Genomic DNA, 23345 nt, shown 5'->3' on the forward strand with positions numbered 1-23345 from the left:
TCTGCTACAATGGCGCATGCCTATCTGCCCATCATTGACCAGATTCCGAGGAGTATGACATGTCGAGAAAGCGACCGGAGGGTATTGAACGCTACAACGCACCGGCAGGCGGCTGGGGGGCATTGAAGGCGGTGGCAGAGAGCCTTGCCCGTCAGCAGATTGTCGCCCAGGGGGCGGCAACGCTGCTGAAGGCCAACCAGCCCGATGGTTTTGATTGTCCCGGTTGTGCCTGGCCGGACCCGAAGCACACTTCTTCTTTCGAATTCTGCGAGAACGGGGCCAAGGCCGTCACCTGGGAATCGACAGCCAAGCGTATCGGGCCATCCTTCTTCGCTGAGCATACGGTTTCGGAATTGTGGAACTGGTCCGATCATGATCTGGAAGATGAGGGCCGCTTGACCCATCCGCTGATCTATGACGCCGCGGCCGATACCTATGTTCCCATCGAGTGGGACAGGGCTTTCGCGCTGATCGGTGCGCAATTGAATGCTCTGCCCGATCCCGGTATGGCCGAGTTTTATACCTCCGGCAGAGCCTCGAACGAGGCCGCATTCCTGTTTCAGCTGTTCGTCAGGGCCTATGGGACCAACAATTTTCCAGATTGTTCGAACATGTGCCACGAGGCGACAAGCGTCGGGCTGCCGCATTCAATCGGCGTCGGCAAGGGAACCGTCACCCTGGAAGATTTCGATCATGCCGATGCCATTTTCAGCTTTGGCCACAATCCCGGCACCAACCATCCGCGCATGATGGCGACTTTGCGCGATGTGGCGCGGCGTGGTGCCCCGATCATCGTTTTCAACCCGCTGAAGGAGCGGGCTCTCGAACGCTTTGCCTCGCCGCAAAGCCCGGTGGAGATGGCCACGCTCGGTTCGACGGATATCGCGTCCGCCTATCATCAGGTTCGTATTGGCGGCGACGTCGCGGTGCTCAAGGGCATGATGAAAAGGGTTTTCGAGCTTGACCGGCGTGATCTGGAGCGCGGTGGAAAGGGAGTCCTCGACCGCGATTTCATTGCCGAACACACATCCGGCATCGAGGCCCTGAGAGAGGATATCGATGCAACGCGCTGGGAAGATATAGAGCTCATGTCGGGCCTTACCCGCAGTGCGATCGAGAGTGCGGGCGATGTCTATGCAAAATCCAAAAATGTCATCCTTTGCTACGGCATGGGCGTCACCCAGCACCGGAATGGCACGGCGAACGTTCAGCAGATAGCCAACTTCCTGATGCTGCGCGGCAATATCGGCCGGGAAGGCGCAGGCATATGCCCTTTGCGCGGTCATTCCAATGTGCAGGGTGACCGCACGGTCGGCATTACCGAAATTCCCAATGCTGCCCTCATCGACGGTATGGAGCGGGCGTTCGGCTTCCGGCCGTCCGCCGCCAAGGGGCACAATGCCATCGAAGCGATAGAGGCAATCATCGACGGCAGGTCCAAAGCGCTGGTTTGTCTTGGCGGTAATCTGGCTGTCGCCATGTCCGATCCCGATGCAACATTTGCAGGTATGCGCAAACTTGATCTTGCCGTGCATCTGACGACCAAGGTCAACCGTTCGCATCTTTTGACGGCCAAGACCACCATTGTGCTGCCCGTGCTTGGGCGCACGGATGCGGATGTTCAGGCCACAGGCCGGCAATCCGTTACGGTTGAAGATTCCATGTCGATGGTGCATGCCTCGCGCGGCTTCCTCAATCCTCCCAGCGGCGATCTCCGGTCGGAACCCGCTATCATAGCGGGAATGGCAAAGGCGACTTTGGGTGATCGTTACGGCATCGAGTGGGACGCCATGATCGCGGATTACGGCCGGATACGCGACAAGATTGAAGTTGTTTTCCCTGACTTCAAGGATTTCAACGCGCGTATCCTGGAGCCGGGCGGGTTTCGCCTGAGCGTACCCGCCGCGCATCGCGAATGGAAAACACCGAACCGGAAAGCCTGTTTCCTGGTGGCGAAAGGCTTGAGCGAGGACCCGCGCGTTCTGGAAGCGAATGTGCTGACGCTGACGACAATTCGCAGCCATGATCAGTACAACACAACGATCTATGGTTTGGATGACCGGTATCGCGGAGTATTTGGGCGGCGGGATGTGATCTTTTTGAATGCGAAGGACCTGGCCGAAAGAGGCTTGGCCGACGGTGATACGCTCGATGTTGAAGCAGCGCGCGATCATGCCGATCCCGATGACCGGCCGCGCCGGGTCAAGCGCTTGACTGCGGTAGCCTACAATATTCCGCGCGGTTCGGCCGCTGGCTATTATCCGGAACTCAACGCGCTGGTCGCACTGTCCCATTACGACCGGCAGTCGGGAACGCCGTCTTTCAAATCGATTCCCATCCGGATCACCCGTGCCGCCTGATCCATAGGCGGGGTATCGATCGTCAGCGGCGCGCTGGTGCCGCTGACGTGAAGGGTGCCAGCCAGGCGGAAAAATAATCCGGCCACAGACCGGTCGGCGTATCCTTCTCGCCCATGCCAAAACCGTGACCGCCGCTGGCCAGTTGATGCAGTTCCACAGGTATGCCTGCCCGTTTGCAGGCGTCTGCCATGATGCGGGTATTCGCCGGGTCGGAAATGGGGTCATCCTGCGCCTGAACCAGAAACATGGCAGGGCAGCCGTCGCGAACATGGGTTTGAACCGACCATTCCGCACTACGTTCCGGGCTTGGATGCGTGCCAATCAGGATGCGCCGTGTCGACGTGTGGTCATAGGGCGGCTCCAGCGTAATGATGGGGTAGATCAGTGCTGAAAACGACGGCCGGGCAGACAGGCTGTCCACCGCATCGATCCGCTCGTAGGACGGAAAAGCCGAGCGGACGGAAGCCATTCCAAGCAGATGCCCGCCCGCAGAAAATCCAAGGACGCCAAGGCGTTCCGGATCGACCTGGAAGCGGCCAGCGTTCTGGCGGATCAAACGCAATGCGCGTTGCGCGTCCTGCAAGGGCGCAAGCGGTCCCGCATGCCATCCTTCTCCGGGGAGCCTGTATGTCAGGGTGAAGACGGTAAAGCCCCGGCCGGTCAGCCAGCGGGCCGCCGAAAGGGCCTCCTTCTTCATTTCAATGCGCTTGTAGCCGCCCCCCGCCGCGACGAGAACGGCCGCGCCATTGGGTTTTTCCGGCTGGAAAACCTCCATCGATGGAACGCCGATATTGCTGATCGCCCCGCGCGCGCTTTCATTGACCGGCCCTGCCGGTCCGCCCCCACCGGGCGGCGTTGCGGGCCAGAGCGGAATTATCGTGTCGGCGGTGCTGGCAAAGAGTTTTGCCGGATATGCGGCGATACCGATTGCAGCCAATACCGTTCGACGGGTCACCATCATTCGCTTCCTTACCTGTTTGCCCCGCAGCGGCAGATTTTATCATCCCTGCAATTCACGGTTGAGCCGTTGGTGTTTGTCCCTGGTCGCAAAGCCTCTGGATCGACTCGGTCAAAGCCAGGACTTCCTTGTCCCTGAGAAGATCGATCTTCTGGTGAAGCAGTTCCATCTTCTCATGCAGCAATTCGATTTCCAGTTCAGCTTTGATGTTGATGCGGTAATCATGCTCAGCTTCCTTCCGGTCAATATCCTGCTGCCGGTTCTGACTCATCATGATGAAGGGCGCCGCATAGGCCGCCTGGAAGGAGAGGGCGAGATTAAGGAGAATGAACGGATAGGGGTCCCAATGCTGGATATAGGCCGTCACGTTCAATATGATCCAGAAGAACAGGATCGTGGTCTGGATGATGATGAATGACCATGATCCCATCGTCGCAGCTACCTGATCGGCAATTCTCTGGCCGCTGGTCAGCCTGTCGCCTATTTCCTCGGGCTTGAGGCTTCTGTCTCGCCGGCGGAGCGTGCGTAAATGATGCAGCAGCGCCCGTTCGGTTTCCCAAAGCCCCCTGTGTTCAGTGTCCGTGTGTGTCATCGCTTCATTCCCTGTGACTCATCTGGAAACAGTGCCTAACAAACGCCTTTCAGGCAATGCAGCGCCCGATCCGCTTCACCCGTTAGATGCCGCGTTCGGGACGAAGCATTTGGTAGATTTTGACCAGTTCAGCCAATGTCCTCACCCCCATTTTTTCCATCAGGTGCCCCCGGTGGATTTTGACGGTGATTTCGCTGACCCCGAGTTGTCCGGCAATCTGCTTGTTCATCAGCCCGGTGGTGACCAGGGCGATAACCTCACGCTCCCGCGCTGTCAGGCTGTCGTAGCGCGCCCGCAAAGTGGACAGTTCGCTTTCGGCCGCACGGCGCTCCCGGTCCAGCGCCAAGGCATTCGATACCGCATCAAGCATGTCCTGATCGCGAAACGGCTTCATGAGGAAATCCAGCGCTCCGGCTTTCATGGCACGTACGGACATAGGAACGTCGCCGTGGCCGGTCATGAAGACAATGGGTATGGTGTTGCCGCGTTTTGCCAGCTGGGTCTGGAAATCCAACCCGCTGACACCGGGCAAACGTATGTCGAGCACCAGACAGCTTTCGCAAGTTGCCGGGCCGCGCGCCAGAAATTCGGCCGGCGAACCGAACAGCTCGACCTGCATGCCGACGGAACGGAACAGGCTGCCAAGCGCTTCACGCAGGGAGACGTCGTCATCGACGACAAACACCAACGGAGACGGGGTCCCGGTCATGACACTGGTTCCTCTTGCAATGGAATCGTGAACTCGAAACTGGCCCCGTTGCCAGGCTCCGAATGCGCGCTGATCCGGCCTCCGTGCGCCGTGACAATCGACCGGCAAATGGAGAGCCCCATGCCCATGCCATCAGCCTTGGTTGTATAAAATGCATCGAATAAATGCGCGGCTTTCGTCGCGGCGAATCCGGTGCCGCTATCTCTCACGTTCAATTGGACGGCGTCGCCTGCTCTTCTGGTTGCGATCAGCAGTGTCCGTGTTGCAACGGCAGGATCGGCCATTGCCTGTATGGCATTGAGGATCAGGTTGATGATTACCTGCTGCAGTTGTATCCGGTCGCCGATAACGAGGGGCAATTTTCGCGCCAGTTCGGTGCGAAGACTGATCTTGTGGCTCGTGATTTCGCGCTGGACAAGGGCGATGCTTTCCGCAGCAATCTCACTGAGATTGACGGGGGCGGCCTGGGGTGTCGTCTTGCTCGAGAGCGTCCGCAGGCGCTTGATGACTTCGCTGGCCCGGCCAGCATCGGCGATCATACGCTGCATCGCAGTCTCCACCTCGCCGAGGTCTGGCGCGCTGCGTTTGAGCCATCGCAAACCTGCTCCGCCATTGGTGACAATGGCGGCAAGCGGCTGATTGACTTCATGGGCTATGGAGACGGTCAATTCGCCAAGCGTTGCTATGCGTGTCACGTGGGCGAGTTCGGTGTGGGCTGCATGCAGTTCGTTCTCCGCTTGGCGCCGGGCCGTAACATCCACGATACTGACCAGGACGGTATCGAGCAGAGGACGATCGGCAGGCATGGCCACATTGTAAAGAATGGCGATACGGTCACCATTCACATCGTTCATCATGGTTTCGGATTCGTAGACTGGACGCCCATCCCATATGGCTTCGAGCAGAGCCCAGATGGCGCCCTCCATGTCCTCGCCGATCAGCGTCGGCAAGGCAGCTTTGAGCGTATTGAAGTCCTTTGCGCTGAATGTTGTCAGAGCGGTATTGTTCACCTTTGTCAGCTTCATCATTGCGATCGCCTTGCTGGCGAAGCTGGGATCCTTCGCTGCGACGGCGCGGATGTCGGCAAAGCCTTGGCTTTTCAGCTGATGGACGGCTGCCTTCACCAGGGTGAAATCCATTTCAAGTATGGCAACGCCGGTTGCCAGAAAGATTGTGCGGTAGCGCTGCTCGCTTTCGCGCAGGATCGCGATTCCCGTTTTGACCTGGTAGGCGAGGAACGTCGTAATCCCGATGGCGGACAGGCTGACAAAACAGCGTGCCGTGGCATCAGACGTGGGATCCTCGCCATGGGAAACAGCAAAGCTCAGCAGCGTCAGCCCCATGCAACCGGCGCCAATGGCAAGCAGGTTCTTCTTGGTGGCGAAGGAAAGAGCGAGCAGCACGACCGTGACGTAGAGCACGGCGATGGCCATATCAAAGGTCGTCAGCGTGTCGAGAGCGAATATCGCGACGGCAATGAACATTGCAACAAACGGCGAAAATCGTGACATGCTGTTCCCCGAACGAGAGATCATGTGAACCGGCATTAGCAGATCAATGGCACAATGAGCGAGAAATATTGTCAGCCGGCGACATGCCAGGGACAGTCAACCGTCACAACGGCAACGCCAGCCGCACGCAGAAGCCGTTCTCGACAACGGGAAAAGTGAGCTCTCCGCCATGCGCCTTGGCAACCTCCGCCGCAATGGCGAGGCCCAAACCCGAACCCGATGCCGAACCCGAGCCGACCTCGAAGGGTTCAAGCAGCCGCGCCTGTTCGGCGCTTGAAATGCCGGGGCCGTCATCAAGCACGCTGATCCATGCCTTGTTCTCATCGCGGCCCAGCTCGACAGAAAGGCGCGTCGATGCGCCGTGGGTCAGAGCATTCTGGATCAGATTGGTCAGCGCCTCGCGGATGCTGATCATATCGCCCTGGATATGAGGCTCTGCCGGGGAGGGCAAAAATGCGATCGTCACTTCCCGTTCCAGTGACAGCGGGACGGCTTGAGCCAGCGTGGTTTTCGCCAGTGCGTTCAGATCGATCGGCGTAAAGCCAACGGTGCCGGCGCGATGAATGACCATGGCATGGTCTAAAAGCTGACCGGTGAGATTGCCGAGCGCGTTCACTTTTGTGCCCAATTTCTGAATCTGTTCCTGCAGTCCCGGGCCGGCGTCGTTTGAGAGTATTTCCACCTGTGCATTGAGTTCGGCCAGAGGGGTACGCATCTGGTGGGCTGCGTCGGCGATAAAGCGCTGCATCAGCGCTATGCGATCGGCAAGCCGGCGCATGAAGTCATCAAGAACGCTAACCAATGCGCGGATTTCATAGGGCGGCGTAACCTGTATGGCGCGCAGGTCGTCGGGTTTGCGCGCTGCGATTTCCCGTTCGATGCGCGTCAGCGGCTTCAATGCAATACGGACGGAAATGGCGCCGGCGATCAGGGCGAGGAGGCTCATGATGGCGATCATGCCGACAGCCTTGCCGGCAAGATCCCAGGCGAGGGATTCCCGCGCCCGTAAGGTTTGTGCCACGACGATTTCCACCCAGCCGTTGCCGGAGCCGGTATCAATCTGCTTGCCGATTGCCGCAACGCGGACCTGCTGCCCCTGATAGGTGTCGTCGGCAAGGACCACGCCTTTGCGAATGCTTTCCGTCGAAATTTTCGGTGCAAGATCGCCATAGCCGGCGACAACGACACCGCGGGGATCGGTTACCCGGTAAAAAACGAGATCATAAGCCGACAGTGTCGCAAACGCGGCCGCTGGCGGGTCGAGGGTTACAACTCCGCCCTGTATGTAGACGTTTTCCGCAACCTGTATTGTCCCGCCGATCAAAAGCTTGTCATAGGCATCGCGCGCGGCAATGCCGGCATATTGCCAGGCAGCAAGCGCAAGGACGATGGCGCCGACACCCAGAATGAGCGCAATGAAGACGATAATCCGGATGTGCAGGGAGTAGCGGATATCATTTGCTTGCAAGTTGATAGCCCAGCCCGCGCGAGGTGCGAATTTCGATCGAAGTGTCCGCGAGCTTGCGCCGCAACCGCGTCACATATTGCTCGACGGCATTGGCGCTCGGCTCCTGGTCGAAGTTGAAAAGCTGCTCCACCAGTTCTTCCTTGGAGACGAAGCGCTTGGGCCGGGCTGCCAAAATCTCGAGAACGATCAATTCACGCCGAGTAAGATCAAGAGCGGTACCGGCAACGCTAGCCGTGCGCCCGGCGCGATCAATGACGAGGTCGCCGAAGCGCAGGGCATTGTCGGACATCCCGGCGCTCCGGCGCAGCAGCGCACGGGCGCGTGCTTCCAGCTCGCGAAAATCGAACGGCTTGGTCAGATAATCGTCAGCACCAAGATCAAGGACGTCGACGCGGTCATCGACCGCCGAGCGCGCCGTCAGGACCAGGACAGGCGTCTTGTCCTTGCGGCCGCGCAGTCCTTTGAGAATCTCGAAACCATCGGCGCCGGGCAGCATCATGTCGAGGATGATAAGATCATAATCCTGCACCTGCAGCACTTCGCTGGCCGTACGGCCATCGGTTTCGCAATCAACGGCATGGCCGATCTTTTCAAAGCGCTGGGCAATCGCCTTGGCGATATCGGGCATGTCTTCCACGACAAGAATGCGCAAATCGTGCCCCCGAAACGTGAGTCAGGTATGTGTCAGTTACCGCAAGTACAGTCGAGGTGGGAGTTTTGTCAACGTTACGGCGTTGTGCAAAAGAGACGACGCATTGGGAGGAAGTATGACTTTGCATCAGTCCTTTGATGCTCGCGGCGCATTATTGAGCGTCGAGGGCGTCACACTGCAATACAAGACGGAAGATGCGCTGGTGACTGCCACGCATCGCGTCGATTTTCAGGTTTTTCAATCCGACCGCTTTGTACTGCTCGGGCCATCGGGCTGCGGCAAGTCGACCTTGCTCAAGGCCATCGGCGGTTATCTCACGCCGACTGAAGGGCAGATCACGCTCAAGGGCAAGGAAGTCACCGAACCCGGTCCTGACCGGATGATGGTCTTTCAGGAATTCGACCAGCTCCTGCCGTGGAAAACGGTTGGCGAGAATGTCGTCTTCGCCCTCACTGCCAGCGGGCGGGCAAAGCCGGCAGAGGCACGCGAACGTGCCCGCAGCTATATCGACAAGGTCGGTCTGACGAAATTCATCGACAGCTATCCCCATATGCTGTCTGGCGGCATGAAGCAGCGTGTGGCTATTGCGCGCGGCATGGCCATGGAACCGGATGTGCTTCTCATGGATGAGCCGTTTGCAGCGCTCGACGCACTGACGCGCCGCAAGATGCAGGATGAATTGCTGCAACTCTGGGACGACACACATTTCACCGTCCTGTTCGTGACCCACTCTATCGAGGAGGCCATCCGCATCGGCACCCGCATTCTGCTGCTTTCGCCCCACCCGGGCCAGGTGAAAGCCGAACTGAACAGCATACCGCCCAGCGAGCTTGGCACCGGTACGCAGGCGGCACTCGAAACCCGCATCAACGACATGTTGTTCGCCAGTTGAGATTGGAAGATTCGATGACTGAAGTTCTCTACACACGTCCGGAGATTGTGCGCGGCGACGGCAAGAAGGATTTCCTGCAGGTCGAGAAGACGCTCTCCGCTTTCGAACGCATCTATCGCATCGGTGCGGTGCGAAAAGCTTTTATCCTGTTCGTTCTCGCTGCGGCCTGGGAGATTTACGGGCGCTGGCTTGGCAACCCGCTGCTGTTCCCGAGTTTTTCCGAGACGGTGACGGCTTTCGCTGCCAATATTGCTGACGGCACCATTCCGGCCAGAGCACTCGCATCCATCAAAACGCTGCTCATCGGCTATGGCATCGGCATCGTGCTGGCCGCGCTCTTGACCACGCTCGCCATTGGATCGCGCATTGGTGCCGATCTGCTGGAAACACTGACCTCCATGTTCAATCCGCTCCCGGCCATTGCATTGCTGCCGCTGGCGCTGATCTGGTTCGGTCTGGGGCAGGGGAGCGTGATCTTCGTGCTGGTGCACTCGGTGCTGTGGGCCATCGCCTTGAACACCCATGCCGGTTTCCGGTCCGTTTCCAACACGATGCGGATGGTCGGCCTGAATTACGGCCTGCGCGGTCTCAAGCTCGTCCGCCATATCCTGATACCGGCTGCCTTTCCATCCATTCTGACGGGTTTGAAAGTCGGCTGGGCCTTTGCATGGCGTACGCTGATCGCCGCCGAACTGGTGTTCGGCGTATCGTCCGGTTCCGGCGGTCTCGGCTGGTTCATCTTCGAGAACCGCAACCAGCTGGAAACCGCCAATGTCTTTGCAGGCCTGTTTACGGTTATCTTGATCGGCCTTGCCGTCGAGAACCTGATCTTTGCCACGATTGAAAAGAAAACCATTCGCCGCTGGGGAATGCAGGCTTGAGTTTAAACCGCCGGGAACCGGTATGTATCAAGGGAGGACTACGATGAAAATGATGAAGCAGCTCTGTGCCGCCGTGCTCGGCATTGGCCTTGGATTGGCAGGCGCAACGGGTGCTGCCCGCGCCGAAGTCAGCGAAGTGCGGATTTCCAAGGGATACGGCATTCTCTATCTGCCGCTGATCGTCATGGAAAACCAGAAACTGATGGAAAAGCAGGCGGCCAAAGCCGGTCTTGGCGACGTCAAGGTGACTTGGCTGATGCTGGATGGCGGCAACGTCATCAACGATGCGATGATGGCCGGTTCGCTCGATTTTGCCGGAACCGGCGCGCCGGGCTTTGTCACCCTCTGGGCCAAGGCCAAGGGCATTCCGAATGTCGAAGTTGTCGGCATCAGCGGTCTCAGCGCAACGTCGCTGTGGCTGAATTCGAACAATCCCGAGGTCAAGACGCTGAAAGATCTGACACCCAAGGACAAAATTGCCCTGCCGGGAATCAAGACTTCGCTGTCGGCGGTTGTCCTGCAGATGATGGCGGCGCATGAATTCGGACGCGAGAACTATGCCAAGCTCGACCCGCTGACGGTCAGTCTGCCGCATCCAGAAGCCCTGGCTGCGGTAACAAGCGGCCAGACCGAGATCACCGCCCACTTCACCTCACCGCCGTTCTCCTATCTCGAGTTGAAAGACCCGAAGATTCACCGGGTAGTCAATTCCGTTGATGTCATCGGCAACATCACGCTTGATGTGACCTTTGCGCCGAAGAAGTTCGTCGATGCCAACCCGAAAACCACAGAAGCGTTCCTGGCGGCGCTGGATGAGGCTAATGCTTTCATTGCTGGCAACAAGCAAGCCGCCGCGGAGATTTTCGCCAAGAGTTCGAAGGTGAAAGTGTCCGTCGACGAGGTCCTCGAGATGCTGAACGACAAGGATTCGCAATTCTCGACGACGCCGAATGGTGTCATGCAGTTCGCCGAGTTCATGCATTTGGCCGGTACGATCAAGGTCAAGCCTGCAAGCTGGACCGACCTGTTCATTCCGCAGCTCCATGCGCGCAGCGGGAGTTAAGGCAGGGCTGTCTTTCACCGACCCGCCAAGTTGACCAACAAGAGCCGGTTGTTATCAGCGATAACGGCCGGCTTTTTGACGCCGCTGGTGGCGGAAACGTGATGACCGGCAGGATCTATGTTTTGGGTTTTGCTTGCCAGAATCGACCAGCCGGGGGATAAAGCAGCGACTTCACAAAGCGAAAGTATTGCGGCCATGGTTGATGCGACACACGAACACGGCACGTCAGGCCAGCCGCTCAATGTCAGCTTCAACACTGAAGATGGTCAGGCCATGGTTGTCCTGGCCGGCTCCTGGGTTACACGCTATGTCGGGCGTGTGAACGCGCAAATGCGCAAGATCGAGCACCGGAAGGATTTCTCCACCGCCGTCATCGATCTGTCCGGTGTCGACGCGCTGGATACGGCGGGTGCCTGGCTCGTCGACCGCATGCGCGTTGCGCTGGAAACCGCCGGCAAGCAGGTCGAGATACGGGGGCTCAAACAGCATTGGGAAACGCTTTTTGACGCCGTCGGGAAAACCGCATCTGCTCAGGCAGATGCAAACCCGCCGCTGCATAAGCCGAATCTTGGAATTCAGATTCTCGATACAATTGGCCGGACAGTGGTCAATTTCGGCGATGATTTTATCAAATCCATGCACGTGCTGGGTGCGGTAGTCACCGGGTCCCAGATGCGCGGCGGCAAGGGAAGCCCGATCCGGTATCCGGCATTCTTCCACCAGATCGACCGGCTGGGTGTCGGGGCAATCCCGGTTGTCGTGCTGATTTCATTCATCATGGGTGCCATTGTCGCGCAGCAGGGTGCCTACATGCTGAGCACCTATGGCGCAGAAACTTACGCGGTGAATCTCGTCGGCGTGCTGGTCCTGCGCGAGACCGGCGTCCTGTTGACGGCGATCATGATCGCGGGCCGTTCGGGAAGCGCCATCACCGCGGAACTCGGGTCGATGAAAATGCGCGAGGAAGTCGACGCCCTGCACGTCATCGGTCTCAACCCGATCAGCGTTCTGGTGTTCCCCCGCCTGGTTGCGCTGAGCATTTCGTTGCCGCTTCTGACAATTATCGCGGATTTCGCCGGGCTTGCGGGCGGTGCCGTCGCCCTCTGGCTCTATTCGGACGTATCGCCCGGCATCTATGTCGCCAATCTGCGCGATGCCATCACGGTCCAGTATTTCCTCGCCGGCCTGATCAAGGCCCCTTTCATGGCCATGATCATCGGTACCATTGCCGCGGTTGAAGGAATGAAGGTTGGCGGAAGCGCGGAGTCGCTGGGTCTGCGCGTGACAGCGTCGGTGGTCAAATCGATCTTCATCGTCATCGTCCTCGATGGCGTCTTTGCCATCTTCTATGCTTCGATCAATTTCTGAGACCCGCCGGTTTACCTGCGGCTGATGATGAGCCGCAGGGACCCCTCAAAAAAGGGTTGCTTGCGCAGGCTTCCATACATGGCGTCCCAGACGCCCGTGTCGAGATCGTCGCCCAGTCTGTCGACAAACCGTTCCGCGACAGACGGGTCGACAAAGCTCCAGGCCGAATTGGCCAGCCGCGCACCTTTTTCCAGCAGGCGTTCGGGGCGTCCGTAATAGGCTTCGCCAAAGCCGTCGATGCAGTTGAGCGGTATCGGGACAGGGATGATCTCAGCCCTGCCGCCAAGCCCGTCCCGGATCGACCGCATCGAGGGATAGCGCCGCGCTTCGACCGCAATCATTTCCGGCGCGTATTCGGCAAGCCATGACCGGTGCAGTTCATCGGGATCACAGGACAGGATCAGGATGACGCCACGCGTCACCCGGCGCATTTCCGCCAGACCAGCGGCAAGGTCGGGCCACTGGTGCACGGTGAAGGTTGCCATGCTCGCATCGAAGCTCTGGTCCGGGAACGGCAGGTTTTCAGCAACGCCGTCGACGGCAACAGGCAGATGAGGCGGCCGTTGCGCGCGCATGGATGCGGAGGGCTCAAGGGCTGTTACTTCCCGGTCGACGGGTTCATACGATCCTGCACCGGCACCGACATTGAGAACAGTCCGCGCATCACCAAGGGCCGCACGAATGAATTCCGCAATGTGCGGGTCCGGTTGGCGGTATTGTGTGTAGCCTGTGCCGATCACGCCGTAATTGGCATCGCCGGCACTGCCGTCCTTATGTCTGTTCAGCACGATCATGTCTCCTCGATCAGGGGATTGCAGTTGCAGGTTTAGTCACATGGCGCCCGACGGGCCCGGCGGCGGTTAGTCCCGAGGTCGTGTACCCATGTTCAGAGAATCTGCAGGTTTGTGTGGAGAAAACACTGTTGAAGCCTTGCTGAAAAGCGATATGATTGAACAAGTATTGTTCGGAAAACGCACATGGCTCGTAAAATTCCCTCCCTGACGGCGCTGCGTGCGTTCGAGGCAGCCGGTCGGCATGGGCGCATGACACTGGCCGCCGACGAACTCAATGTGACGCACAGTGCGATCAGCCGTCAGGTCCAGCATCTGGAGGATGTGTTGGGCGTTCCGCTGTTCGAGGGGCCGAAAAATGCTCTTCGTCTCACCGACGCCGGAACGCGGCTGCTGTCGGGACTTGTCCCGGCTTTCGACCAGATCGACCTTGCCGTGCGGTTGGTGGCGGATACGGAAGACGGGCCGCTTGACGTCTCTTGTCCCGGCACATTCACGATGCGGTGGCTCATCCCGCGCCTGTACCGGTTTCAGGCGGCACATCCTGATATCGACGTTCGTCTGACCTCCTCAAGCAAAGCGGTTGATTTCTCCCGTGACGGGTTTGATGTGGCAATCCGTGTTGGATCGGATCCGTGGCCGGAAGCGGCAGATGTCATTCCGCTTTTCAGTGAGCAGATCGGCCCGGTTCTGGCATCATCGCTCGCACCCATGGCATCAGCGGGTTTTGCCGGCATTGCGCTGCTGCATTCGAAGACGCGTCTGCATGCGTGGCCGGACTGGTGCGCGCGGTCAGGCATAGCCATAGGCCATGCACCGGGCAGGGAATATGAGCATTTCTATTTCATGCTGGAAGCGGCGATGGGCGGCCTTGGTGTCTGCATCGCGCCCTGGCCGTTCGTTGCGGACGATATAAGAGCCGGCCGTCTCGTCGCGCCACATCGCTTCATCGGCAGCGGGCAGGATTATGTCGCGTTGCGCCGGGCGCGCCGTCATCGCAAATCATCACTCTTCTGTGCGTGGCTCGCCATGGAAGCGCAGGCCTTCGCCGCCGCCTCGGAAGCGGTGCTGTTGCAGAGGTGAGATTCGCGCTGTATCTCTGTCTGGGTAGCCGTTCTCCCATGCGAGGCGGCGGATTGCAGCCACGATGGTTGGCACGAAAAGGATAGGCATCCGATGTTTGCGGCAAAGACGATGGATCACACAGATAAGGGCGAGTTCTATCGCGAACTCTGCGATCAGTTGAGCGGCCTTCTCGCTGGTGAAAACGATGCCATTGCCAATGCTGCCAATACCTCGGCCCTGATCTTCCAGATGGTGCCCGATCTCAATTGGGCCGGATTCTATTTTCTCTATTCCGATGACGAACTTGTTGTCGGCCCCTTTCAGGGCAAGCCGGCCTGTGTGCGTATTGCTGTCGGCAATGGTGTCTGCGGAACAGCGGTTGTGCAGGGAACCTCGATTCTCGTCGAAGATGTCCACGCCTTTCCCGGACATATCGCCTGCGATGCCGCATCCCGTTCGGAGCTTGTCGTGCCGCTTTTCCATGATGGACGCATCCTGGGTGTTCTTGATCTGGACAGTCCGATACCCGGCCGGTTTGACAGCATCGATCAGTTCGGCATGGAAAAACTCGCCACAATCTATGTGGCCGCGTGCAATTGGGACGATTGAGCGATAATTTTTCGCATCGACCAACATCTTGTTAAAATTCCATATTTTTCGATTTTTGGATCGGCTCTGACCGGGAATCTCACAGGTTCTTGCGGTCGGTTCTGAATCCCGGTTGACAAGAACCGCGAAGTGCAGTTGTCTTGTAAAGCGATTTACTAAACCGCTTTACAAATGGGGAAAGCGCTTGTGATCAAGAAGACAACGCCCAGTCTGAAAGACGTCGCTGCTGCTGCCGGTGTTTCCGTGACCACCGTTTCCCGGCTGGTCAATGGCAGTCTTGATCTGCCCTACCACACCAAGAAGCGCATCGAGGATGCGATCAAATCGCTGAACTACATTCCCAACCCGCATGCGCGGCGTTTGAGCATGGGCCGCTCGGACACTATCGGTCTGGTGGTTCCCGAAATTGCCAATCCGTTCTTTTCAACCCTGGTTGCTGCCGTCGAGCAGGCAGCGGACGAGCGCAAGCTGGCGGTCTCGCTGCATGCGACACTCAACCGGGCTGGGCGTGAAATCGAGTATCTGCAACTGATCGAGCGCAATCATGTTGACGGGCTCATCTTCATCACCAACCACCCGGATGACGGTGCGCTTGCGGGCCTTATCAACCGCTCGGGCAAGGTCATCATCGTCGATGAAGACGTTCCGGGTTCGAAAGCGCCAAAACTGTTCTGCGACAATGATCACGGCGGTTATCTCGCCGGTCTGCACCTTGCGCAACAGGGGCACAGCCATGTTCTGTTCATCGGCGGCGACGAGCGCATGATCAGTGCGCGCCGCCGTTTCGATGGCCTGATGCGCGCGCTGCGCGGACAGCATGGCGATACGGCGAAGGTTGACCGGTACGCCGGTGAATACACCATCGATTATGGACGGCAGGCCGCCATCCGCTATCTGGAAGAGCAGCACGCAGCAACCGCCATTTTTGCCAGCTCCGACGAAATTGCCATCGGCCTGATTGAGGTTTTCAAGGATCGCAATGTGTCGGTTCCCGGCGATGTTTCGATCATCGGTTTCGACGATGTCGGGCCGCTGCATCTCTTTGCGCCGCCGCTGACCGTCATTCGTCAGCCGGTCCGCCAGCTCGGGCGCCGGGCGCTTGAACTGCTTCTGGAAACAAACTGGCAGGAGTGGAAGCCTTCCGCTTCGGAAGAGCTGCTGCCGGTCGAAATCGTCGTGCGGAACTCCGTTGCCCCGCCGGCGAAATAACAAGATGGAACGGTAAGAAAACCAACAGAGGATGAGAACATGACTTTGAATTTGAGCAGGAGAACATTGATTGCATTGGCTGGCTTCACGGCATTGAGCTGCGCCAGCGCATCGACAGCAATCGCACAGGAAAAGAAGACGATCGCGCTGGTGCAGATCAACCAGCAGGCGCTTTTCTTCAACCAGATGAATCAGGGCGCGCAGAAGGCCGCGGACGCCGCCGGCGTCAAGCTGGTTATTTTCAATTCCAACAATGAACCGACGGCGCAGAACAGTGCCGTTGAGACCTATATTCAGGAAAAGGTATCGGGTCTTGCGGTCGTCGCCATTGACGTCAACGGCCTGATGCCCGCCGTCAAGCAGGCCGCCGATGCGGGTATTCCGGTTGTCGCCATCGACGCGATCCTTCCCGAAGGTCCGCAGAAAGCCCAGATCGGCGTCGATAACGCCAAGGCGGGTGCCGATATGGGCAAGTTCTTCCTTGATTACGTCAAAGCCAATATGGGCGGCAAGGCCAAGATCGGTGTTGTCGGCGCGCTGAACTCCTATATTCAGAATGTCCGGCAGGAAGGCTTTGAAAAGACGATCAAGGGTGCTGACGGCGTTGTGATTGCCGGTGTCGTTGACGGCCAGAATGTGCAGGACAATGCGCTCGCGGCAGCCGAGAACCTGATTACCGGCAATCCGGACCTGACAGCGATCTATGCAACCGGCGAGCCTGCCCTGATGGGCGCCATCGCCGCCGTGCAAAGCCAGGGCAAGCAGGGCACCATCAAGGTATTCGGCTGGGATCTGACTGCTGAAGCCATTGCCGGCATTGATGCCGGATTTGTCGCTGCAGTTATCCAGCAGGACCCGTCGGCAATGGGTGCCGCCGCCGTGAATGCCTTGCAGAAGGTTGCGGCTGGCCAGACCGTCGAGAAAAACATCGCCGTTCCCGTCACCATCGTCACCAAGGCGAATGTTGATCCATACAGGGCCGTGTTCAAATGATCGAGGTCGGTCAGCAAAGATCTGCTGCCACCGGTTCCGGAGGGGGTATTCCCTCCGGACACATCGGCGACGCACATTCCACCCCGCGTATTTCCCTGCGCGGCATACGCAAATCATTCGGCTCGCACCAGGCACTGCGTGGAGTTGATCTCGATATTTATCCCGGCGAATGCCTTGGCCTTGTCGGTGACAATGCCGCGGGCAAGTCGACGCTGACAAAGATCATTTCCGGCACCTACATTCCGGACGGCGGCACCATGTCCATCGAGGGCGAGGACATTCATCTCACCGGCCCTGGCGACGCGCGCAGCCGGCATATCGAAATGGTCTTCCAGGATCTGAGCCTTTGCGACGAGATCGACGTGGTCGGCAATCTCTTTCTTGGCCGCGAGCTTAGCAAGGGCATGTTCCTTGACAGCAAGGCAATGCTGGCCGAAGCGCGCAAAATGCTGGACGCGCTGGAAATCCGTATTCCCAAATTGACCAGCAAGGTTGCCCATCTCTCCGGCGGCCAGCGGCAGGCCATCGCGATTGCCCGTGCAGCGTCGTTCAAGCCGAACGTCCTGATCATGGACGAGCCGACATCGGCGCTCGCCGTGGCCGAAGTTGAAGCGGTTCTCTCCCTGATCAATCGCGTCAAGGCCAATGGCGTCTCGGTCATCCTCATCACGCACCGCCTTCAGGATCTTTTTCGCGTCTGCGACCGGATTGCCGTGATGTATGAGGGCACGAAGGTTGCAGAACGCCAGATCGGCGGCACCAATCTTGAGGATCTTGTCAAACTGATCGTTGGCGAAGGAGCGAAGCAATGACCGTCTATACCGAACGCGGTCACGGATCGCGCCTTGCTGACTTTTTCGGCGAGCACGCGCAGGTTCTGTCGATCGCTGTGTTTTTCATCGCCTGCATGGTGTTTTTCTCGATCGGCAGCGATACGTTCCTGACCCTTGGCAATATTCTCAATATCGTGCGGCAGGCGGCTCCGCTGCTAATTGTTGCGATCACCATGACCTTCGTCATCATCACCGGCGGCATCGATTTGTCGGTGGGCTCGCAAGTCGCCCTTATCAATGCGGTTGCGGCTGTCGTCATGGCGATGGGATATCCCTGGCCATTGGTCGTGGTTGCAATGATTGTGCTCGGCGGCGGCCTTGGTTTCGTTCAGGGCTGGTTCATCGCCTATCAGGGCATTCCAGCCTTCATCGTTACACTTGCCGGTCTTTCCATCCTGCGGGGATTTGCGCTCTACCTGACGCAGGGCTATTCGATCCCCATTCAGGATGCGCCGGGTTTCTTTGCGCTGGGTCGCGGCGTGATTGGCGGTGTCCCCGTTCCGGCCATCATCGCCGCCGTCGTTGCCGTTCTGGGCTACGTGGCGATAACATCGACCAAATATGGCCGTCAGGTTGTGGCGGTCGGTTCCAACGCGGAAGCCGCCCGCCGGGTCGGCATGCCTGCCAAGTGGATCATCGCTTCGGTCTATCTCATTTCCGGCGTGGCCTGCGCCGTGGCCGGTTTGCTGATCGCGGCACGACTGGGGTCCGGATCGTCCAATGCGGCTGTCGGTTTCGAACTGCAGGTGATCGCGGCTGTCGTTCTCGGCGGCACATCGCTGATGGGTGGGCGCGGCACCATCCTTGGAACGGTTCTCGGCACGCTGACCATCGCGGTGATCGGCAACGGGCTGATCCTGATGCACATCTCGCCATTCTTCACGCAGATCGTCACCGGTGCGATCATCCTGATCGCTATCTGGCTGAACACACGGATATTCACGGCAAACTTCCGCTTTGGCAGCGGCAGGAAGAGGTGAGCGCCGTGAGCCACGATCTGTCAGAAGCCCATATCCGTTCCGGCAAGGTGATGACGGTCAATGGCCCCATCGCAGCGGAAGCGCTCGGCATCACGTTGATGCATGAGCACATCCTCAACGATTGCCGCTGCTGGTGGCATGCGCCGAAGACGCCGGAACGGCAGTACCTCGCCGGTGGCTTCGTCTGCATGGAAATATTGGGCGAACTCAAGCAGGACCCTTTCGTCAACAAGCACAACATCACGCTCGATGACGAACCGCTGGCGATTTCGGAGCTGCGCGCCTTTGCCAATGCCGGCGGTCAGACCGTGGTGGAGCCGACATGCCGGGGCATAGGCCGCAATCCGCTGGCTCTCCGGCGTATCGCCAAAGCCGCGGGTCTCAATGTGGTGATGGGGGCCGGCTATTATCTCGGTTCCTCCCATCCGGCCGAAGTCGCTGATATGACCGTTGGCGATATCGCCAACGAGATCGTGCGGGAGTCGGTGGAGGGTGTCGATGGCACCGACGTCAAAATCGGGCTCATCGGCGAAATCGGCGTTTCGTCGGATTTCACTGCCGAAGAGGAGAAGTCGTTGCGCGGTGCGGCTCAGGCGCAGGTGCGGACGGGTCTTCCCCTCATGGTGCATTTGCCTGGCTGGTTCCGGCTCGGTCACCGCGTGCTCGACGTCGTGGCACAGGAGGGGGCCGATGTAGGGCATACAGTTCTTTGCCACATGAACCCATCCCATGACGATTTCAGCTATCAGAGTGAACTCGCCGCCCGCGGTGCGTTCATTGAATATGACATGATCGGCATGGATTTCTTCTATGCGGATCAGCAGGTGCAATGCCCAAGCGATGAAGAAGCCGCCCGCGCCATCGTACGCCTGGCCGAGGCCGGTTATCTCGACCGGGTTCTGCTGTCGCACGATGTGTTTCTGAAGATGATGCTGACCCGCTATGGCGGCAATGGCTATGCCTATGTGCTGCGCCATTTCCTGCCGCGCCTCAAGCGGCATGGCCTCGACGAAACGGCCCTCGACCAGATGATGCGGGCCAATCCGCGCGCTGTTTTTCAGGCTGGTGCCTGACGCTAACCCCTATTTTGACATTTATGAAAGTTTGGTGATCCCATGACAAAGAAAGTCCTTCTCGTCGGTGAAAGCTGGGTCAGTTCGGCCACGCACTACAAAGGTTTCGATCAGTTCGGCAGTGTAACGTTTCACCTGGGCGCAGAGCCGCTGGTCAAAGCGCTCGCGGGCAGTGCATTCGAGCTGACCTATATGACGGCGCATGAAGCGGTCGATAAATTCCCCTATGAGATGGCAGGGCTGGATGTCTATGACGTCATCATCCTGTCGGATATCGGCGCAAACTCCCTGCTGCTGCCGCCAGAGGTGTGGCTGCATTCGCGCACCGTCCCCAACCGGTTGAAGCTGATCAAGGCCTGGGTGGAAAAGGGCGGGGCGCTGCTGATGGTCGGCGGGTACTTCTCGTTCCAGGGCATCGACGGCAAGGCGCGCTGGCGGCGGACGCCCGTGGAAGACGTACTGCCAGTGACCTGCCTTCCCTATGATGACCGCGTTGAAATTCCTGAAGGCACGACGGCGAAGATCCTCATGCCGGACCATCCCGTCATGGCCGGTCTTGGCGGCGAATGGCCGGTGCTTCTCGGGGTCAATGAGGTTGAAATTCGTGACGGAGCGGATGTCGAAGTGGTTGCGACGCTGCCGGACGATCAGGGCGGTCATCCGCTGCTGGTTCTCGGGCGTTATGGCAAGGGCAACACGGCCGTCTGGACCTCCGATATCGGGCCGCATTGGTTGTCCCCGGCCTTCTGCGAATGGGAAGGCTACGGCAAACTCTGGAAAAATATTCTGGCCTGGCTGACGCGCTGATTTTTTTCGAAGCGCGCAAGCCGCTATCTCAAAACCTATGAAAGGGAACGACATGCAGGAAATATCGGATCGTAGCTCCAACGCGGTGCAGGAGATATTCGGCACCAACAAGGTGCTCATTGGAATGATCCATTGTCCGGCATTCCCCGGGGCCCCCCGTTACAAGGGGGCTGACATGGATGCGATCTATGATGCCTGCATGCGGGACGCCGAGGCCTGCGTGGAAGGAGGATTGCACGGACTGGTCATTGAAAACCATGGCGATATCCCCTTTTGCAAGCCCGATGATATCGGGCCCGAAACAACCGGATTCATGTCCGTTGTCACGGATCGCATTGCCCGGGCCATCGGCATCCCGCTCGGGATCAATGTGCTTGCCAATGCGCCCATTCCGGCTTTTGCCATTGCCATGGCCGGCGGCGCCAAGTTCATTCGGGTCAATCAGTGGGCCAATGCCTATGTGGCGAATGAAGGCTTCATGGAGGGCAGGGCGGCTGAGGCGATGCGCTACCGGTCGATGCTGCGCGCCGAGCACATCAAGGTCTTTGCCGACAGCCACGTCAAGCACGGCAGCCACGCCATCGTTGCAGACCGGACGATCGAAGAATTGACGCGTGATCTTGCGTTCTTTGATGCCGACGGTGTCATCGCTACGGGGCAGCGCACGGGCAACGTCGCAACAATTGAAGAGATCGAGGAAATCGGCTCGGCAACGCATCTGCCGCTTCTGGTTGGATCAGGTGTCAACCGCGACAACATCGTCGAAATACTCAAGCGGACCAACGGCGTCATCGTGGCATCCTCGCTGAAGCAGGGCGGTGTCTGGTGGAACCCCGTGGACGTTGAGCGGGTCAAGGCGTTCCGTGCCGCCGCAGAACCGGCGCTGGAGCGCTGAGGGCATGGAAAGCGAAAGCCTCTCCGACCGTATCCTGCGGGAAAATGCGGCGGTCCTGCAGACGATGCTGGACCACCGTTTCGTCAGGGACATAAAGCACGACGCGCTGAGCAAGGACGCCTTCGATCGCTACCTCGTCTATGAAGGCGCTTTTGTCGACACGGCGATTTCGATCTTTGCCTATGCAGCGGCGACGGCGCAAACCATGGAGCAGAAGCGCTGGCTCATCGCGGTGCTGGATGCGCTCGCCAATGAGCAGATTGTCTATTTCGAGCGCACCTTCGCGCGCCGGGCCATCGATCCCGCCGCATTCGACGTTACGATTCCAGCGGTTGAGGCCTTCCGGTCGGGGATGCTCTGCATTGCTGCCGAGGGCGGGTTTCTCGACATCATTGCCGCGATGTTTGCGGCGGAATGGATGTACTGGACCTGGTCAAAGGAGGCTTCGATGCATCGCATCAGTGATCCGCTTCTCAAGGAGTGGGTTGATCTGCATGTAAGCCAGGGGTTTGCCGAACAGGCATTGTGGCTGAAGCATCAGCTTGATCTGGCGGGGCCAGGTCTTTCCGAGCAGGGACGTGTCCGGCTCAGCAGTATATTCGGCCATGCCATGCAGCTCGAAATCGATTTTCATGACGCGCCATATCTCTAACCTTCAAAAGGTCTGCCAATGCGCGCCTATGTAATCGGCAATGTCACCATCGATGAAACAATAATCGTGGATTCACTGCCGGCGTCCGGGGCCTCTATCCTCGGCGAAGTTGGAGCGCACGATCTGGGCGGGAAGGGAACGAACCAGGCTGTCGTCATGGCCCGGTGCGGGCTGCCAACGACATTGGTCGCGCCGGTCGGAAATGATGCGCGCGCGGCCGTGATCCGCCAGCGCTTGCTGGATGAGCCGCTCACGACGGAGCTGGTCGAACTGGATGGAAAGTCGAGTGATACCTCCATCATCTTCCGGTTGCCCGACGGCGAAAATGCGATTGTCACGACAACCGAGTCCGCACAGAACCTCAGCTCATCTGCCGTTGCCGCAAAACTCTCCGCCGCTCGACCGGGCGATCTGGCGATCCTGCAGGGAAACCTGTCGCATCAGGCGACGCGTGAAATCCTCAGGCAGGCCAGGGGACTTCAGATGGTGACTGCATTCAACCCGTCGCCTTTGCGCCCCTATTTCGCGGATCTCTGGGCACTGGTGGACATCGTATTTCTCAACCAGGGTGAAGCCGCGGCTTTGACCGGAGCCACGGGGAATGCTGCAGCGAGCCATCTTCTGGAACGCGGTCTCCGGGATGTCGTGCTGACACTGGGGCGCGAAGGCGCAATTCTTGCGAACCAGCGGGGGACCATCGCCGTTCCGGCCCATCCCGCCATCGTGGTTGACACGACCGGGGCCGGAGATACGTTCATGTCCGTGGCTCTTGCATCATCGGCCCGGCGCAACTGCCGTCTGGACAGGCTGGCAATCGAGCATGCCGTGCGGGCTGCCGCCATAACCGTATCCAGACGGGGGACCCAATCTGCTTTTCCGACCTCTCCGGAGCTGGAGGCCTTGCTGGCACTGCCTTGAGAATCGGCAGCTTCAAGCCGTTGTGAATTGTCAGCGCTCGTTTTGCGGCGGATAATTTGGCTGCAC

23 protein-coding genes are annotated in these 23345 nt (G+C 58.8%); 16 read left to right on the forward strand and 7 right to left on the reverse strand.

The features are described 5' to 3' along the window. Window positions 1–59: 59 nt before the first annotated feature. On the forward strand, window positions 60–2360 hold the full coding sequence (locus ACTJJ7_RS17775; protein ID WP_440968338.1) for an FdhF/YdeP family oxidoreductase: 2301 nt from the start codon (window positions 60–62) through the stop codon (window positions 2358–2360). Between the two features lie 22 nt (window positions 2361–2382). Here the strand turns inward: ACTJJ7_RS17775 and ACTJJ7_RS17780 are convergent, their stop codons facing one another. The 6 genes from ACTJJ7_RS17780 to ACTJJ7_RS17805 form a co-directional block, all read right to left on the reverse strand. Next, window positions 2383–3318: an alpha/beta hydrolase gene (locus tag ACTJJ7_RS17780; RefSeq protein ID WP_440968339.1), complete on the reverse strand. Its 936-nt coding sequence runs from the start codon at window positions 3316–3318 to the stop codon at window positions 2383–2385. Window positions 3319–3373: 55 nt separating this feature from the next. Next, window positions 3374–3910 (reverse strand): DUF1003 domain-containing protein, encoded by a 537-nt coding sequence (locus ACTJJ7_RS17785; RefSeq protein ID WP_105733311.1) that lies wholly within the window; start codon window positions 3908–3910, stop codon window positions 3374–3376. Window positions 3911–3992: 82 nt separating this feature from the next. Continuing rightward, window positions 3993–4619: a response regulator transcription factor gene (locus ACTJJ7_RS17790; RefSeq protein WP_105733312.1), complete on the reverse strand. Its 627-nt coding sequence runs from the start codon at window positions 4617–4619 to the stop codon at window positions 3993–3995. Then, on the reverse strand, window positions 4616–6130 hold the full coding sequence (locus tag ACTJJ7_RS17795) for a sensor histidine kinase (protein WP_440968340.1): 1515 nt from the start codon (window positions 6128–6130) through the stop codon (window positions 4616–4618). The genes ACTJJ7_RS17790 and ACTJJ7_RS17795 overlap by 4 nt, the downstream gene beginning before the upstream one ends. Window positions 6131–6233: 103 nt before the next feature. After that, the gene (locus tag ACTJJ7_RS17800) at window positions 6234–7598 is read right to left on the reverse strand and encodes a sensor histidine kinase (RefSeq protein ID WP_440968341.1); all 1365 of its coding nucleotides are present in this window, start codon (window positions 7596–7598) and stop codon (window positions 6234–6236) included. After that, window positions 7585–8250 carry a response regulator transcription factor gene (locus ACTJJ7_RS17805; RefSeq protein ID WP_105733315.1) on the reverse strand — a complete coding sequence of 222 codons (666 nt, stop codon included), beginning with the start codon at window positions 8248–8250 and terminating at the stop codon, window positions 7585–7587. The genes ACTJJ7_RS17800 and ACTJJ7_RS17805 overlap by 14 nt, the downstream gene beginning before the upstream one ends. Before the next feature lie 115 nt (window positions 8251–8365). Here ACTJJ7_RS17805 and ACTJJ7_RS17810 point away from each other — a divergent pair, with 115 nt between their 5' ends. From ACTJJ7_RS17810 to ACTJJ7_RS17825, 4 genes are all read left to right on the forward strand, one after another. Next, the gene (locus ACTJJ7_RS17810; protein WP_105733316.1) at window positions 8366–9142 is read left to right on the forward strand and encodes an ABC transporter ATP-binding protein; all 777 of its coding nucleotides are present in this window, start codon (window positions 8366–8368) and stop codon (window positions 9140–9142) included. 14 nt (window positions 9143–9156) lie between these two features. Continuing rightward, window positions 9157–10023, forward strand: a complete 867-nt coding sequence (locus tag ACTJJ7_RS17815; RefSeq protein WP_105733317.1) for an ABC transporter permease — start codon at window positions 9157–9159, stop codon at window positions 10021–10023. Between the two features lie 52 nt (window positions 10024–10075). Then, window positions 10076–11086 (forward strand): ABC transporter substrate-binding protein, encoded by a 1011-nt coding sequence (locus ACTJJ7_RS17820; protein WP_440968388.1) that lies wholly within the window; start codon window positions 10076–10078, stop codon window positions 11084–11086. 195 nt (window positions 11087–11281) lie between these two features. Further along, window positions 11282–12454 carry an ABC transporter permease gene (locus ACTJJ7_RS17825; protein WP_105733845.1) on the forward strand — a complete coding sequence of 391 codons (1173 nt, stop codon included), beginning with the start codon at window positions 11282–11284 and terminating at the stop codon, window positions 12452–12454. Between the two features lie 11 nt (window positions 12455–12465). Here ACTJJ7_RS17825 and ACTJJ7_RS17830 read toward each other — a convergent pair whose 3' ends face one another. Further along, window positions 12466–13242, reverse strand: coding sequence for a class I SAM-dependent methyltransferase (locus ACTJJ7_RS17830; protein ID WP_440968342.1), 777 nt, complete (start codon window positions 13240–13242; stop codon window positions 12466–12468). A 189-nt stretch (window positions 13243–13431) separates the two neighbouring features. Here ACTJJ7_RS17830 and ACTJJ7_RS17835 point away from each other — a divergent pair, with 189 nt between their 5' ends. The 11 genes from ACTJJ7_RS17835 to ACTJJ7_RS17885 all read left to right on the forward strand — a co-directional run bounded on the left by ACTJJ7_RS17835 (window position 13432) and on the right by ACTJJ7_RS17885 (window position 23279). Beyond that, window positions 13432–14328 (forward strand): LysR family transcriptional regulator, encoded by an 897-nt coding sequence (locus ACTJJ7_RS17835; protein ID WP_440968343.1) that lies wholly within the window; start codon window positions 13432–13434, stop codon window positions 14326–14328. A 93-nt stretch (window positions 14329–14421) separates the two neighbouring features. Next, window positions 14422–14919, forward strand: a complete 498-nt coding sequence (locus tag ACTJJ7_RS17840) for a GAF domain-containing protein (protein WP_440968344.1) — start codon at window positions 14422–14424, stop codon at window positions 14917–14919. 186 nt (window positions 14920–15105) lie between these two features. After that, window positions 15106–16128 carry a LacI family DNA-binding transcriptional regulator gene (locus tag ACTJJ7_RS17845; protein ID WP_440968345.1) on the forward strand — a complete coding sequence of 341 codons (1023 nt, stop codon included), beginning with the start codon at window positions 15106–15108 and terminating at the stop codon, window positions 16126–16128. Between the two features lie 39 nt (window positions 16129–16167). Then, window positions 16168–17121 carry an ABC transporter substrate-binding protein gene (locus ACTJJ7_RS17850; protein ID WP_105733323.1) on the forward strand — a complete coding sequence of 318 codons (954 nt, stop codon included), beginning with the start codon at window positions 16168–16170 and terminating at the stop codon, window positions 17119–17121. After that, window positions 17118–17933: an ATP-binding cassette domain-containing protein gene (locus tag ACTJJ7_RS17855; protein ID WP_130271947.1), complete on the forward strand. Its 816-nt coding sequence runs from the start codon at window positions 17118–17120 to the stop codon at window positions 17931–17933. The genes ACTJJ7_RS17850 and ACTJJ7_RS17855 overlap by 4 nt, the downstream gene beginning before the upstream one ends. Beyond that, on the forward strand, window positions 17930–18934 hold the full coding sequence (locus tag ACTJJ7_RS17860) for an ABC transporter permease (protein WP_105733325.1): 1005 nt from the start codon (window positions 17930–17932) through the stop codon (window positions 18932–18934). Before ACTJJ7_RS17855 ends, ACTJJ7_RS17860 begins: the two co-directional genes overlap by 4 nt. A 50-nt stretch (window positions 18935–18984) precedes the next feature. Continuing rightward, window positions 18985–20007, forward strand: a complete 1023-nt coding sequence (locus tag ACTJJ7_RS17865; protein ID WP_440968389.1) for a phosphotriesterase family protein — start codon at window positions 18985–18987, stop codon at window positions 20005–20007. Window positions 20008–20049: 42 nt separating this feature from the next. Further along, entirely contained in the window at window positions 20050–20814 is a 765-nt protein-coding gene (locus tag ACTJJ7_RS17870) for a glutamine amidotransferase (protein ID WP_105733326.1), read from the forward strand. Between the two features lie 52 nt (window positions 20815–20866). Continuing rightward, entirely contained in the window at window positions 20867–21709 is an 843-nt protein-coding gene (locus ACTJJ7_RS17875) for a BtpA/SgcQ family protein (protein WP_440968346.1), read from the forward strand. 4 nt (window positions 21710–21713) lie between these two features. Next, window positions 21714–22361, forward strand: a complete 648-nt coding sequence (locus ACTJJ7_RS17880) for a TenA family protein (RefSeq protein WP_105733327.1) — start codon at window positions 21714–21716, stop codon at window positions 22359–22361. A gap of 18 nt (window positions 22362–22379) precedes the next feature. Next, complete coding sequence (locus tag ACTJJ7_RS17885) at window positions 22380–23279, forward strand: ribokinase (protein ID WP_440968347.1); 900 nt, start codon at window positions 22380–22382, stop codon at window positions 23277–23279. Window positions 23280–23345: the final 66 nt, after the last annotated feature.

The sequence above is a fragment of the Phyllobacterium sp. 22229 genome (assembly GCF_052056495.1).
GTDB classification, from domain to species: Bacteria; Pseudomonadota; Alphaproteobacteria; order Rhizobiales; family Rhizobiaceae; genus Phyllobacterium; species Phyllobacterium myrsinacearum.